The sequence below is a fragment of the Microbispora sp. NPDC046973 genome (assembly GCF_040644495.1).
GTDB lineage: Bacteria > Actinomycetota > Actinomycetes > Streptosporangiales > Streptosporangiaceae > Microbispora.
On the sequence record NZ_JBEYWQ010000010.1, the window covers coordinates 227,749 to 241,585 of the forward strand.

Consider the following 13,837-nt stretch of genomic DNA (forward strand, 5'->3'; position numbering starts at 1 on the left):
CGTGTCACGATCAATCGATCGAGCCGGGCGGGACGTAACGCCGTCCGATGTCGATCGTACGTTTCTTCATTGTTACCGCAGACAACAAACGTTACCGTCCTGTGTCTTTCACCACCTGGGCTTTGGGCTTACGTTGTCTCAAACAACATTCCCTGGAGCGGTGAACGCCGTGACCCGGCCCCTGCCGTACCGGGTGGCCAAGGTGCCTACAGCCCACCAGATCTGCCCAGACGGCGGGAAGGGGCACCGGCTCGGCCGCACCCCCTCATAGACCCCCAGTCAAAGAAAGGACCCACGCATCATGCGCAAGGGGATCCTCAGCATCGGCGCCGCCGCCGCGGCGCTCACCCTCGGTCTCACCGCCTGCGGGGGCGAGAGCGGTGACACCTCCGCGCAGACCAGCGGCGCCCCCTCGGCCGCCGCCGGTGACGCCAAGCCCGGCAAGATCGGCGTCATCCTGCCGGACAGCAAGTCCTCCGCCCGGTGGGAGACCGCCGACCGCAAGTACCTGGAGGAGGCGTTCAAGACGGCGGGCGTCCAGTACGACATCCAGAACGCCCAGGGCGACAAGACCGCGTTCCAGACGATCGCGGACCAGATGATCACCAACGGCGCGACCGTCCTGATGATCGTCAACCTCGACAGCGGCACCGGCAAGGCCGTGCTGGACAAGGCCAAGTCGCAGGGCGTCGCGACGATCGACTACGACCGCCTCACGCTCGGCGGCAGCGCCTCCTACTACGTGTCGTTCGACAACACGGCGGTCGGCAAGCTGCAGGGCGAGGGCCTGGTCAAGTGCCTGACCGACAAGAAGGCCGACAAGCCGATCGTCGCCGAGCTGAACGGTTCGCCGACCGACAACAACGCCACGCTGTTCAAGCAGGGCTACGACAGCGTGCTGCAGCCGAAGTACGACTCCGGCGACTACAAGAAGGGCCCGGACCAGTCGGTTCCGGACTGGGACAACACCCAGGCCGGCACGATCTTCGAGCAGATGCTGACCCAGGAGCCGAAGATCGCCGGTGTCCTCGCCGCCAACGACGGCCTCGGCAACGCCGCGATCTCGGTGCTGAAGAAGCAGAAGCTGAACGGCAAGGTCCCGGTCACCGGCCAGGACGCCACCGTGCAGGGCCTGCAGAACATCCTCGCCGGCGACCAGTGCATGACGGTCTACAAGGCCATCAAGAAGGAGGCCGACGCCGCCGCGCAGCTCGCCGTCTCGCTGGCCAAGGGCGAGCAGCCGCAGGCGAGCGGCACGGTCAAGGACACCGAGGGCAACCGTGACGTTCCCTCCGTGCTGCTGGAGCCCCAGGCCATCTACTTCGACAACGTCAAGGACGTCGTGGCCGACGGCTTCGTGACCAAGGACGAGCTGTGCACCGGCGAGTTCGCCGACAAGTGCACCGAGGCCGGCATCAGCTAAGCACATCCATCCACCGGGTGCGTACGGCGACGCGGACCCCCTGAGCGGGTGACGTGCTGAGCCGCGACGAGCACCGTGCGGGGCGCGCCGTCTCAAAGGCGCAGTCCTGAGACGACCTGTCCGTCCGGAGGGACACAGGGCGCCCCGCACCGCCCGGAGCGACGAGAGGCGGCCCGGAGAACGGCGCCGTACCGGCCCCATCGATCTACGGAGTAGCCCATCGTGTCCCAGGGACCGATCCTGGAACTGCGCGGCATCAACAAGAGCTTCGGCCCCGTGCAGGTCCTTCACGACGTCGCCTTCTCGGCCTACCCGGGTGAGGTGACAGCACTCGTCGGCGACAACGGCGCCGGCAAGTCGACGCTGGTCAAGTGCATCGGCGGCATCCACCCGATCGACTCGGGCGAGTACTTCTTCCAGGGCGAGCGGGTCCACGTGAGCGGGCCCAGGGACGCGGCGGCGCTGGGCGTCGAGATCGTCTACCAGGACCTCGCCCTCTGCGACAACCTCGACATCGTGCAGAACATGTTCCTCGGCCGCGAGCGTCGCAGCGGCCTGGTCCTGGACGAGGACACGATGGAGGAGATGGCGGCCAAGACCCTGGCCGGCCTGTCGGTCCGCACCGTCAAGTCGCTGCGCCAGCACGTCTCCAGCCTGTCCGGCGGTCAGCGGCAGACCGTGGCGATCGCCAAGGCCGTGCTGTGGAACAGCAAGGTCGTCATCCTCGACGAGCCGACCGCCGCCCTCGGCGTCGCGCAGACCGCCCAGGTGCTCGAGCTGGTCCGCCGCCTGGCCGACAAGGGTCTCGCGGTGGTGCTCATCTCCCACAACATGAACGACGTCTTCGCCGTGTCCGACCGGATCGCGGCGCTTTACCTGGGACGGATGGCGGCCCAGGTCAAGGCATCCGAAGTGACTCACGCGCAGATCGTGGAACTGATCACCTCCGGGCGCAGCGGGGAGCTCGGGCTCAAGAACGGCAACGGAGCGGCATCATGACAACCGAAACGCTCCCCAAGCAGGAGAACGCCGATTCCGCGATCGGCGTGCACGTCAAGGGCTACCTCGAGCGGGTCAAGGGTGGTGAGCTGGGGGCGCTGCCCGCGGTCTTCGGCCTCGTCATCCTCTGCGTCGTCTTCTCGGTCCTGCGCCCGGCCTTCCTGTCGGCGGTCAACTTCGCCAACCTGTTCACCCAGGGCGCGGCGGTCGCCGTCATCGCCATGGGCCTGATCTTCGTGCTCCTCCTCGGCGAGATCGACCTGTCCGCCGGTTTCGCGAGCGGCGTCTGCGCGGCGGTGCTCGCCGTGCTGCTGACCCTGCAGGGCTGGCCCTGGTATCTCGCGGTCCTGGCCGCGATGGTCACCGGCGCGGTCATCGGCCTGGTGCTCGGGTCGCTGGTGGCCAAGCTCGGCATCCCGTCCTTCGTGGTCACGCTGGCGGCGTTCCTGGCCTTCCAGGGCGTCGTGCTGCTGCTGGTGAAGGACGGCACCAACATCTCGATCCGCGACGAGACGATCCTCGCGATCGCGAACAAGAACGTCCCGCCGGTCGCCGGCTGGGTCGCGCTGATCGTGGGCGTCGCCGCGTACGCCGCCATCCAGTTCGTGCAGGCGCGCCGCCGCGCGGGCCGCGGCCTGGTCGCCACCCCCATCGCGGTCATCGCCGCCCGGGTCGTGACGCTCGCCGTGGTCGCCGGACTCGCGGTGTACGTGCTCAACCTGGAGCGCAGCCGCAACGCGGCGCTCGTGTCGCTCAAGGGCGTGCCGATCGTCGTCCCGCTGATCGTGATCCTGCTGATCGTCTGGACCTTCGTGCTGCGGCGCACGGCGTACGGCCGGCACATCTACGCGGTCGGCGGCAACGCCGAGGCCGCCCGCCGGGCCGGCATCAACGTGGACCGCATCCGCATCTCCGCCTTCGTCATCTGCTCCTTCATGGCCTCCATCGGCGGCATCATCGCGGCGTCGCGGGCCAACTCCGTCGACCCCAACACCGGCGGCAGCAACGTGCTGCTGTTCGCGGTGGGCGCGGCCGTCATCGGCGGCACCAGCCTCTTCGGCGGCAAGGGCCGGGCACTCGACGCGCTGCTCGGCGGCGCGGTGGTCGCGGTCATCGAGAACGGCATGGGCCTCATGGGCTACAGCGCCGGCGTCAAGTTCGTCGTGACCGGCTCGGTGCTCCTGCTCGCCGCGGGCGTGGACGCGCTGTCGAGGAAGCGCGCGGCGGCGACCGGCAGAAGATGACGTGATCGGGACTCGATAAGGTGATCTCCGACCCCTGACCTGCTCAGGTTCCCCCCGACCCCACGGAATCCGAGGCTCCCCGATGATGCGCGCCGGTCCCTCACAGGAGGAGATCCGCAAGCACAACCTCGGGACGCTGCTGCGGCACGTCCATCTCGGAGGGCCGACCTCGCGGGCCGAGCTGACCTCGCTGATGGGGCTGAACCGGAGCACCATCATGGCGCTCACGGCGGACCTGACGGCGGCCGGCCTCGTCAGGGAGGAGCTGCCCAAGGACACCGGCCGGGCGGGACGGCCGTCGCTGGTCGTCCGCCCGGAGACGGCCCGCGTCTACGTGCTCGCCTTCGAGGTCGGGGTCGACCGGCTGGCCGCCGCGCGCATCGGCCTCGGGGGCGTGATCCTCGACCGCCGCGAGGCCGTACGGGCGCGCGGGCCGTTCGACATGGCGCAGGTCGTGGGGACGCTGGCGGGCTTCGCCCGGCAGATGCGGCGCAGGACGCGCGAGGACACGATCTGCGTCGGCGCGGCGGCGGCGGTCTCCGGAGTGGTCCGCGCCTCCGACGGCGTGGTCAGGATCGGGCCGAACATCGGCGCGTTCGAGGTGCCGCTGGGGGAGGAGCTGACGAAGCGGCTCGCGCTCGGGCTGCCCGTGGCGATGGGCAACGAGGCCAACCTCGGCGCGCTCGCCGAGCACACCCGGGGAATCGGCGCCGGCTGCCGCGACCTGATCTACCTGCACGGCGACGTGGGCATCGGCGGCGGCATCATCGTGAACGGCCAGCTCCTCGGGGGGTACGGCGGGTACGGCGGCGAGGTGGGCCACATGGTGGTCAACCCCGACGGCCGCCCGTGCGCCTGCGGCTCGCGCGGGTGCCTTGAGGCCGAAGTGGGGGAGCCGGCCCTGATGGAGCACGCCGGCCGGTACGGCGAGATGATCGGCAGGGACGCGGTCCGCGCCGTCGTCGACGCCGCCGACCGGGGCGACGTGATGGCCCAGGAGGCCCTCGCCCACGTGGGCAACTGGCTCGGGCTCGGCGTGGCCAGCCTGGTGAACGTCTTCAACCCCGAGATGGTCGTCTTCGGCGGCATCCTGCGGGAGATCTACCTGGGCTCGGCCGCCCAGGTGCGCAGCCGGATCGCCACCGGCACCCTGCGCGCGACGCGGGAGCAGGTGCGGCTGCGCACCTCGGCCCTGGGCGACGACGCGACGCTGATGGGGGCGGCCGAGCTGGCCTTCGCCCAGGTGCTCGCCGACCCCCTCGAAGCGCTGTCCCGAGTAGCCCCCTGAGGCGGCTAGGCGACCCTGGAGGCGGGGGCGGAGAAGGTGTCGCACACCTTCGGGCCGCGACCCGACCAGCCGCGCGTGAGCCAGTAGCGGATGTTGCGCGTCTTGCCGTGCCACCTGTCGCCGACGGCCCACCTGAGCTGCTCGTCCCAGTCGTGCCGGTCGCGGCCGAGCGAGGGCCAGACGCTGGCGACGAAGGCGCCGGAGAAGCACTCGGCCTGCAGCTCGACGCGGCGGTTGAGGTCGTCGGCCCGCTTCCCGCTCAGCGTGCGGGACTGCCGCTCGAACTCGGCCAGGATGCCGGCGCGGTCCTGGGCGTAGTGGCCGTACTCGTGGGTGACGACCGTGAAGAGCTCGAACCCCATGGGGTCCGACAGCTCCTCCTTGGACAGCATGATCCACATCGTCGTGTTCCTGGGGCAGTACAGGCCCGCCGCGTAGCTCGCGACGTATTGCCCGCAGCCCGTGTTCACGCTCTTTGTGATGTATCGCACCCTGGGCGGGGAGAACCGCAGTCCGGCCCGCCGGAACACCTCGCTCCAGGTCCGGTTGAGGCAGCCGAACAGGTCGTCCAGGTAGGCCCGGTAGGAGGCGAGGTCGTCGGCCCGTCGGCCCGGCTCGGCGCACTCGGAGGATTCGAACCGGCCCGTGGTGTAGAGCGGGTTCCTCGTCAGCGCCTCCGGGCCGGTGGGCACGGGCCGCGCCGAGGCGCCGGAGGCGACCGCCGCGCCGGTGAGGGACAGGGCTCCCGCCACCGCCGTGACCGCGACGGCGGCCGCGCGGAGGCTTATGCGAATCATCAGTGGGCATCCCAAGCGGACAGAGAGATAGTCAGGAATGTGGCGAATCGCCCGAATATCCGGTAATGCGGACTTTCCTTTCGATGGATCATGAGGGTAGGGCAGGAGGCGGCGACGGGTAAAGCGGGATCGACGTCGGCACCGGGAAGGTCTTGTGGAGGTTCGGTGCAACCCCTGATACCCCCGCACCTTCCTCGAACTAGACTCGATCCGTTCGATGGCGAGCGGGAAGGATGAGCGGTGGGGATTCTGGAGACGATCAAGGACCCGCTCGACGTGAAGCGCCTGGAGGCCGGGGAGCTGACCGTGCTGGCGGCGGAGATCCGCGACCTGCTGGTCTCCTCCGTCGCGAAGACCGGCGGCCACCTCGGGCCCAACCTCGGCGTCGTCGAGCTGACCATCGCCCTCCACAGGGTCTTCGACTCGCCGCGCGACCCGATCCTGTTCGACACCGGCCACCAGGCGTACGTGCACAAGATGCTGACCGGGCGGGCCGGGCAGTTCGGCACGCTGCGGCAGGAGGGCGGCCTGTCGGGGTATCCCAGCCAGACCGAGTCCGAGCACGACGTCATCGAGAACTCGCACGCCTCCACCGCCCTGTCGTACGCCGACGGGCTGGCCAAGGCGATCACGCTGCGCGGGGAGACCGGCCGCACGGTGGTGGCGGTGATCGGCGACGGCGCGCTGACCGGCGGCATGGCCTGGGAGGCGCTGAACAACATCGCCGGGCGCAAGGACCTGCCGCTGATCATCGTGGTCAACGACAACGGCCGCTCCTACTCGCCGACGATCGGCGGTCTCGCCTCCCACCTGTCGTCCCTGCGGATGACCCAGGGCTATGAGCACGTGCTCGAACTGGTGAAGAACAACCTCGGCCGGGTGCCCGTGGTCGGCGCGCCGCTCTACGACACGCTGCACGGCATCAAGAAGGGCCTGAAGGACATCCTGACCCCGCAGGTCATGTTCGAGGACCTCGGCCTGAAGTACGTCGGCCCGATCGACGGTCACGACGAGGGCGCCGTGGAGGCGGCCCTGCGCCGCGCCAGGGACTTCCGCGGGCCCGTCATCGTCCACGTGCTCACCCGCAAGGGCAACGGCTACACGCACGCGGAGAACCACGACGAGGACTGCTTCCACGGTCCCGGCCCGTTCGACCCGCTGACGGGCGAGGAGCGGCCCAAGCCGCACAGCTGGACCAACGTGTTCAGCGAGGAGATCGTGAAGATCGGCGGCGAGCGGGACGACGTCGTCGCGATCACCGCGGCGATGCTCCACCCGGTCGGCCTGGCGGCGTTCGCCGAGGCGTACCCGGACCGGACCTACGACGTGGGCATCGCCGAGCAGCACGCCCTGACCAGCGCCGCCGGGCTCGCCATCGGCGGCCTCCACCCGGTCGTGGCCCTCTACGCGACGTTCCTCAACCGGGCCTTCGACCAGCTCCTGATGGACGTGGCGCTGCACCGCCTGCCGGTCACCGTCGTGCTCGACCGCTCGGGCGTGACGGGGGACGACGGCCCCAGTCACAACGGCATGTGGGACCTGTCGATCCTGCAGGTGATCCCCGGGCTGTCGATCGCCGTCCCGCGCGACGGCGCGCGGCTGCGCGAGCTGCTGGCCGAGGCGGTCGGCATCGGCGACGGCCCGTCGGTGGTCCGCTATCCGAAGGGCGCCCTGCCCAAGGACGTGGAGGCCGTCGGCAAGCTCGGCGAGATGGACGTGCTCCGCGCCGGCGACGCCGACGTGCTGCTGGTCGCGGTCGGCCCGATGGCCGAGATCTGCATGGAGGCCGCGACCCTCCTCGACGCGCAGGGCATCTCGGCCACCGTGGTGGACCCCCGCTGGGTGAAGCCGCTGGACCCGGCCCTGGTGCTGGCCGCCGCCGCGCACAAGCTGGTCGTCGTGGTGGAGGACAACGGCCGGGTCGGCGGCGTGGGCGACGCCGTGGCGCGCCTGCTGCGCGACGCCGACGTGGACGTGCCGGTGCGGACCTATGGGATACCCCAGCGCTTCCTCGACCACGCCAAGCGGGCCAAGATCCTCTCCGGGATCGGCCTGACCGGGCAGGACCTCGCCCGCCAGATCACCGAGGCCGTGGCGCGCCGGTCGCAGGTGATGGAGAGCCACCCGGCGCGGCTCGTGCAGCCCACCGATTGACAACCAGGAGTAATACCGGTGTGACCGGGAAGTCTGCAGGTCATCGACGTGATGAGGAGCCTGCGGATGAGCCTTTTCCGGACGAAGCCGGTAGAACAGTCGATTGAGGATGCCGAAGGCGGCGAGCATCGGCTCAGGCGCAGCCTGAGCGCTCTCGATCTCACCGTCTTCGGCATCGGCGTCATCGTGGGCACCGGCATCTTCGTGCTGACCGGCGTGGCGGCACGCAACACGGCCGGCCCGGCCGTCGCGATCTCCTTCGTGGTCGCCGGGATCGTGTGCGCGCTCGCGGCCCTGTGCTACGCCGAGTTCGCCGCCACGGTTCCGGTCGCCGGCTCGGCCTACACCTACGCGTACGCGACCATCGGCGAGTTCCCGGCCTGGATCATCGGCTGGGACCTGATGCTGGAGCTGGCACTGGGCGCGGCGGTGGTCGCCTCGGGCTGGTCGGGCTACTTCGCCTCGCTGCTGAAGAACTTCGGGATCTACCTGCCGTCCTCCATCGCAGGCGACGAGGCCGTCTTCAACATCCCGGCGGCGGTGATCGTGATCCTGCTGACCGGGGTGCTGGTGGCCGGGATCAAGATGTCGGCCCGGTTCAACGGCGCCATGGTGGCGGTCAAGCTGGCCGTCGTGCTGCTCGTGATCATCGCCGGGCTGTTCTTCATCAAGGGGGCCAACTACCAGCCGTTCATCCCGCCGTCGCATCAGATGGCCGCGGGGGAGGGCATGAAGGCCCCGCTCATCCAGGTGCTGTTCGGCGTGCAGCCCGTCGCGTACGGCGTCTTCGGCGTCTTCACCGCCGCCGCCCTGGTGTTCTTCGCCTACATCGGCTTCGACGTCGTGGCGACCGCGGCGGAGGAGACCCGCCGCCCGCAGCGCGACCTGCCGATCGGGATCATCGCCTCGCTGGTCGTCTGCACGATCCTCTACGTGGCGGTCTCACTCGTGGTCGTCGGCATGCAGCACTATTCGGAGCTCAGCGCGTCGGCCCCGCTCGCCGACGCGTTCCGGTCGGTGGGCCAGCCCTGGATGGCGACGCTGATCAGCATCGGAGCCATCGCCGGGCTCACCACGGTCGTGATGATCCTCATGCTGGGCCAGAGCCGGGTGCTGTTCGCGATGTGCCGCGACAGCCTCCTGCCCCGGTCCCTCGCCAAGGTCCACCCGACGTTCCGCACGCCGTACCGGATCACGATCGTCATCGGCGCGGTCACCGCGCTGCTCGCGGCGCTGATCCCGCTGAGCGCCATCGCGGAACTGGTGAACATCGGCACGCTGTTCGCGTTCGTGATCGTCGCGGTGGCGGTGATGGTCCTGCGCAGGACCCGCCCCGACCTGCCCCGTTCCTTCCGCACGCCGTTCGTGCCGGTGGTGCCGATCCTGTCGGTGCTGGCCTCGGCCTACCTGATGCTCAACCTGCCCGTGGAGACCTGGATCCGGTTCTTCGTCTGGATGGTCGTGGGCACCGCCGTCTACTTCCTGTACGGCCGCCGGCGCAGCAGGGTGGCGGCTACAACCCCCGGGGAAGCAGTCCTCGAACGGTGAGCACGGCGCCGACGACGGCCAGCAGCACGCCGCTCGCGCCCAGCAGCAGGCGGTAGCCGCGGGGGGTCAGCCGGTGCCGGCCGGCCCCCACGGCCCCCGCCAGCGCCACCTTGGAACCCACCAGGACCAGGTAGAACCCGCCCACGAAGGCCAGCGCGTACGCCGGGGCCCGGTCCCACGCCGAGACGAAGATCGGGGAGCCCACCGCGATCCAGAACAGCCAGGGGTGGGGGTTGAGCAGGTTCACCACCACACCGCGCAGGACCTCCCTCGCGGAGGAGGGCGCGTCCTCGCCGGGACGGGGCGGCAGCGCCGCACGAGCCTCGCGTAGCGTCTCCACGCCCAGATACACGACGTAGAGCCCGCCTCCGACCGACAGCACGCGCAGGAGCACCTGCGGCAGCGCCCCGACGGCGGTCACGGCGAGCAGCACCACGGGCAGGTCGGACAGCAGCGGCACGCAGGCCAGGCGCACCCCCGAGCGGAACCCGCCGCGCAGGCTGGCCGTGATGACGAGCGTCAGCAGCGCACCGGGCGTGACACCCGCGCCCAGGCCGAGACTGAGCCCCATCAGCAGTTCCGTCACGCCGGCGACCTCCCGTTTCGTCCGCACGTGAGGCTATCGCCGGTGGAGCAGCGCGAGTACGCGGCCGGGTGCGCGCCCGCGATGGGGCACACCCTGCCGGAGCGGGACTGGCAGAGGTGCCTTCCCGGCGTCTCCTACCGGAACGTCTGCCCGTAGGGCATCCGAGACGCCGGATCAACCAGGTTCGACCCGGTTCATTCCGGGTGAACCGGCCGTGGACCGGGTCCTGATCTGCTGAGGGAGAACCGTTGCCGGTTCTGCGCGTACCCCCTGCCTGATGGAGACCCGATGCGCCTACGCCCGCGCGGCATCGCCCTGGCCGCCTGCGCTCTGTTGACGGCCGGCGCCGTACACGCCGGCCCCGCCCTGCCGGCGGCGGCCGAGACCACCCCCTCACCCGCGCCGGCACCGGCCGTCGCCTCGACCGAGAGGGAGGCGACGGAGCTCGCGCGGACGTCGCGGCAGCGGGTGGAGGTGCTGCCGCTGCGCACCGAGACGCGGCAGGTGTTCGCCAACGCCGACGGCAGCCTCACCTCCGAGACGTCGGCGCTGCCCGAGCGGGTGCGGCGCGGCGCGGGCTGGGCCGACGTCGACACCACCCTGCGCTTCGCCGCCGACGGCACGGTGCGGCCGGTCGCGGCGCCGCTTGACCTGTCCTTCTCCGGGGGCGGGACGGCGCCGCTGGCGACCATCGGCGACGGCGGGCGCTCGGTCGCGATGACCTGGCCCGGGACGCTGCCGAAGCCCGTCCTCGACGGCGACACCGCGACGTACGAGTCCGTGCTGCCCGGGGTCGACCTGAAGGTGACCGCCTCGGTGCTCGGATACTCCGAGGTCCTGGTGGTGAAGTCCCGGGAGGCCGCGGACAACCCGGCGCTGGCCGGGCTCGCCTTCGGCATGCGGGCGAACGGGCTGACCGTGCGCAAGACGCCCGCCGGCGCCCTGAGCGCCGTGACCGACACGGGGACGGAGGTCTTCCACGCGCCGCAGCCCCGCATGTGGGACTCCTCCGGCAAAGACCTCGGACCGGCGGTCGCCGGGCCGCGTCAGCAGGCCAAGCAGGCGCTCTTGGGCGTCGACGTCGCCGGGGACCGGGTGGCCCTCAAACCCGACAGTTCGGTGCTGACCGGCGCGGACACGGTCTACCCGGTCTACATCGACCCTCAGTGGTCGGGGTCGAAGCTGCACTGGACCTACGTGGACAAGGCCTATCCCTCCGAGTCGTACTGGGACTCCACGCACACACCCGAGATCGGTTACTACGGCAGCGGGGTCAAGCGGTCGTTCTTCCGGATGGACTCCGACAACGTCAACGGCAAGCACATCCTCAAGGCGACGTTCCGGATCACCCAGACCAAGTCGTGGGGATGCAGGTCGGATCCGCAGGTCGCCCAGCTCTGGCTGACCGGGGGCATCTCCACGTCCACCACCTGGAGCCACCAGCCGTCCTGGGCCGACCATCTCGACAGCGTCGCCTCCGACGCGGGATACAGCTCCTCCTGCCCGGACAAGGGCCTCGAGTTCGACGTCACCGGCGCGATCGTCAAGGCCGCCAAGAACGGCTGGTCGAACACGACGTTCGGGCTGAAGGACTACGACGACGGCGCGGGCAGCGTGTGGGGCTGGAAGGGCTTCAGCAGCTCGCCCAAGCTTGTGATCGACTACAACACCCCGCCCGCCACGCCGTCGGGGGTGGGCACCTACCCCGGCACGCCGTGCGTGACGGGGGCGAACCGCCCGTGGATCAACGCGGGCGACGCCGCGAACCCGATCAGGCTCAAGGCCAAGGTCTACGACCCGGACAAGGCGAACGACGGCGTGCGCGCGGAGTTCGTCATGCACCACTACAACACGGCCACAGCGACCTGGGACGATGTGACCTCCTCGCTGCCCGGCGGCGGCAAGACGGCGTACAAGTACACCACCACGGCGACCGACCACTCGATCACGCTGTCCGGTCTGGTCACCGGTGAGTCGTACGCCTACAAAGTGCGGGCCTACGACGGCACCGACGCCAGCGCGTGGAGCGCCTGGTGCGAGTTCACCGTCGACACGGTCGACCCGGCGTCGCTGCCGAAGGTGACCTCGGGGGACTACCCCGCGGACACCCCCGACGACTGGAGGGGCGGGGTCGGCTCGGAGGGGGCGTTCACCCTCGGCCCGGGAGACGGCGAGAGCGACGTGACGAGCTTCCGGTACGCCCTGGACGATCCGAATCTCGCCACCGCCGCGACCCAGGTCACCGTGCCCACCGGGCAGACGTCGGTGACCGTGAGGGTCGCGCCGCGGCACGACTGGCTGAACACGCTGTACGTGTTCCCGGTGGACAAGGCGGGCAACGTGGGCAGGACGCCCACCGCGTACAGCTTCTATGTGAAGGCCGGCGCCGACTCGGCCGGCCAGTGGCATCTGGACGAGACGTCCGGGAACAGTGCCGCCGACTCGGCCGCGGATCCGCACCCGCTGACGCTGTCCGGGACCACCGGCTGGGCCGGCGGCCGCGTGAACGGCGCGCTGCATCTCGACGGCTCCACCGCCTACGGCACCACCGCCGGGCCCGTGGTGCACACCGACAGGGGGATGTCGGTGTCGGCCTGGGTGCGCCTGACCGACACCAGCAGGAACTCCACGGTCGTGAGCCAAGCCGGCAACAGGGGCGTCGGTTTCCAGCTCTACTACTCCTCGGGGTACAAGCGCTGGATCTTCAACAAGTACGACGCCGACAAGGACGATCCCGTGATCGTCCGGGCCGTGAGCGACGCCGCGCCGCAGGCCGGCGTCTGGACCCACCTCGTGGGCGTCTACGACGCACCGGCCAGGCAGCTCCGCCTGTACGTGAACGGCATACGGCAGTCCGCCCCCACCACCTACACCTACACGCCCTGGGACGCCGCCGGGCCGCTGCAGCTCGGGCGGGTGAAGTACAACGGGACCTTCCAGGAGAACTTCGCCGGTGACATCGACGAGGTCCGGGTCTGGGACCGCATCCTGTCCGACGACCCCCGCACGGTGAACGACCCGGCGCTCGGCAACGAGATCGCCGCCATGGCCAAGCAGCCCCCGGCCCTGTTCGGCCGATGGGCGTTCGACGAGGGAACGGGCACCGCCGCGGCCGACTCCTCCGGCTATGGCAGGACGGCGACCCTCAAGGGGAGCGCCGGCTGGTCGGACGACGGCGTCGACGGCGCCGGCGTGCTCGGTCTCGACGGCACCACGGCCTACGCGTCCACCGCCTCGGCGCCGATCCGCACCGACCACAGCTTCACCGTCGCCGCCTGGGTGCGTCTGACGGGCGACGACACCTGCGCCGTGCCGAGCCAGAACATGACCGTCGTCAGCCAGGACGGGAGCAGGAACAGCGGCTTCTACCTGGGCTACCGGTGGTTCACCGAGAACGGGGTCAAGGTCGACCACTGGTCGTTCGCCACGACGAGCGACGACACCGACTCCGAGGTGATGACGCAGACCAAGTCGGTCGACGTGGTCGGCTGCATGTCGCTGAACACCTGGACCCACCTGGCGGGCGTGTACGACGAGGTCGCCAAGGAGCTGCGGCTGTACGTCAACGGCCAGCTCACCGACGAGCGGCCCTTCGCGACCGCCTGGCACGCGAGCGGGCCCCTCGAGATCGGCCGGGCCAAGTACAAGGGCGCGATCGTGGACTACTTCGCCGGTGACGTGGACGACGTCCGCACCTACGCCGGGGCCCTCACCGACCGTCAGGTCCTGAACCTCGCCATGAGGCTCCCCTTGGACGGCTGACCGCCGCCTCGTCCCCCCACATCCACGTCGTTCAAC

The 13,837-nt window shown here is 70.3% G+C and carries 11 protein-coding genes; 9 read left to right on the forward strand and 2 right to left on the reverse strand.

Annotated elements, in window-relative coordinates:
• Nucleotides 1-301: 301 nt before the first annotated feature.
• The 4 genes from ABZ860_RS20790 to ABZ860_RS20805 all read left to right on the forward strand — a co-directional run bounded on the left by ABZ860_RS20790 (nt 302) and on the right by ABZ860_RS20805 (nt 4,954).
• The gene (locus ABZ860_RS20790; RefSeq protein ID WP_357222414.1) at nt 302-1,423 is read left to right on the forward strand and encodes a sugar ABC transporter substrate-binding protein; all 1,122 of its coding nucleotides are present in this window, start codon (nt 302-304) and stop codon (nt 1,421-1,423) included.
• Nucleotides 1,424-1,645: 222 nt separating this feature from the next.
• A complete protein-coding gene (locus ABZ860_RS20795) occupies nt 1,646-2,422 on the forward strand; it encodes an ATP-binding cassette domain-containing protein (protein WP_357222416.1) in 777 nt (258 codons plus the stop codon).
• Nucleotides 2,419-3,666, forward strand: coding sequence for an ABC transporter permease (locus ABZ860_RS20800; protein ID WP_357222418.1), 1,248 nt, complete (start codon nt 2,419-2,421; stop codon nt 3,664-3,666). The genes ABZ860_RS20795 and ABZ860_RS20800 overlap by 4 nt, the downstream gene beginning before the upstream one ends.
• Nucleotides 3,667-3,748: 82 nt before the next feature.
• Nucleotides 3,749-4,954, forward strand: a complete 1,206-nt coding sequence (locus tag ABZ860_RS20805; RefSeq protein ID WP_357222420.1) for an ROK family transcriptional regulator — start codon at nt 3,749-3,751, stop codon at nt 4,952-4,954.
• A 5-nt stretch (nt 4,955-4,959) separates the two neighbouring features.
• Here ABZ860_RS20805 and ABZ860_RS20810 read toward each other — a convergent pair whose 3' ends face one another.
• Nucleotides 4,960-5,751 carry a neutral zinc metallopeptidase gene (locus ABZ860_RS20810; RefSeq protein ID WP_357222422.1) on the reverse strand — a complete coding sequence of 264 codons (792 nt, stop codon included), beginning with the start codon at nt 5,749-5,751 and terminating at the stop codon, nt 4,960-4,962.
• A 128-nt stretch (nt 5,752-5,879) separates the two neighbouring features.
• Here ABZ860_RS20810 and ABZ860_RS20815 point away from each other — a divergent pair, with 128 nt between their 5' ends.
• The 3 genes from ABZ860_RS20815 (at nt 5,880) to ABZ860_RS20825 (ending at nt 9,453) form a co-directional block, all read left to right on the forward strand.
• Nucleotides 5,880-5,954 carry a hypothetical protein gene (locus tag ABZ860_RS20815; RefSeq protein ID WP_193208412.1) on the forward strand — a complete coding sequence of 25 codons (75 nt, stop codon included), beginning with the start codon at nt 5,880-5,882 and terminating at the stop codon, nt 5,952-5,954.
• 37 nt (nt 5,955-5,991) lie between these two features.
• Nucleotides 5,992-7,905, forward strand: coding sequence for a 1-deoxy-D-xylulose-5-phosphate synthase (gene dxs / locus ABZ860_RS20820; protein ID WP_357222424.1), 1,914 nt, complete (start codon nt 5,992-5,994; stop codon nt 7,903-7,905).
• Nucleotides 7,906-7,971: 66 nt separating this feature from the next.
• On the forward strand, nt 7,972-9,453 hold the full coding sequence (locus ABZ860_RS20825; protein WP_357222426.1) for an amino acid permease: 1,482 nt from the start codon (nt 7,972-7,974) through the stop codon (nt 9,451-9,453).
• On the opposite strand, the gene ABZ860_RS20830 is transcribed toward ABZ860_RS20825, so the two are convergent.
• Entirely contained in the window at nt 9,419-10,066 is a 648-nt protein-coding gene (locus ABZ860_RS20830) for a LysE family translocator (protein ID WP_357222428.1), read from the reverse strand. The genes ABZ860_RS20825 and ABZ860_RS20830 overlap by 35 nt on opposite strands.
• Between ABZ860_RS20830 and ABZ860_RS20835 the strand changes: the two genes are divergently transcribed.
• Both ABZ860_RS20835 and ABZ860_RS20840 read left to right on the forward strand, forming a co-directional pair.
• Nucleotides 10,067-10,195, forward strand: coding sequence for a hypothetical protein (locus tag ABZ860_RS20835; protein WP_357222430.1), 129 nt, complete (start codon nt 10,067-10,069; stop codon nt 10,193-10,195).
• Nucleotides 10,196-10,327: 132 nt separating this feature from the next.
• The gene (locus ABZ860_RS20840) at nt 10,328-13,801 is read left to right on the forward strand and encodes a LamG-like jellyroll fold domain-containing protein (protein WP_357222432.1); all 3,474 of its coding nucleotides are present in this window, start codon (nt 10,328-10,330) and stop codon (nt 13,799-13,801) included.
• The last annotated feature ends 36 nt before the right edge of the window (nt 13,802-13,837 follow it).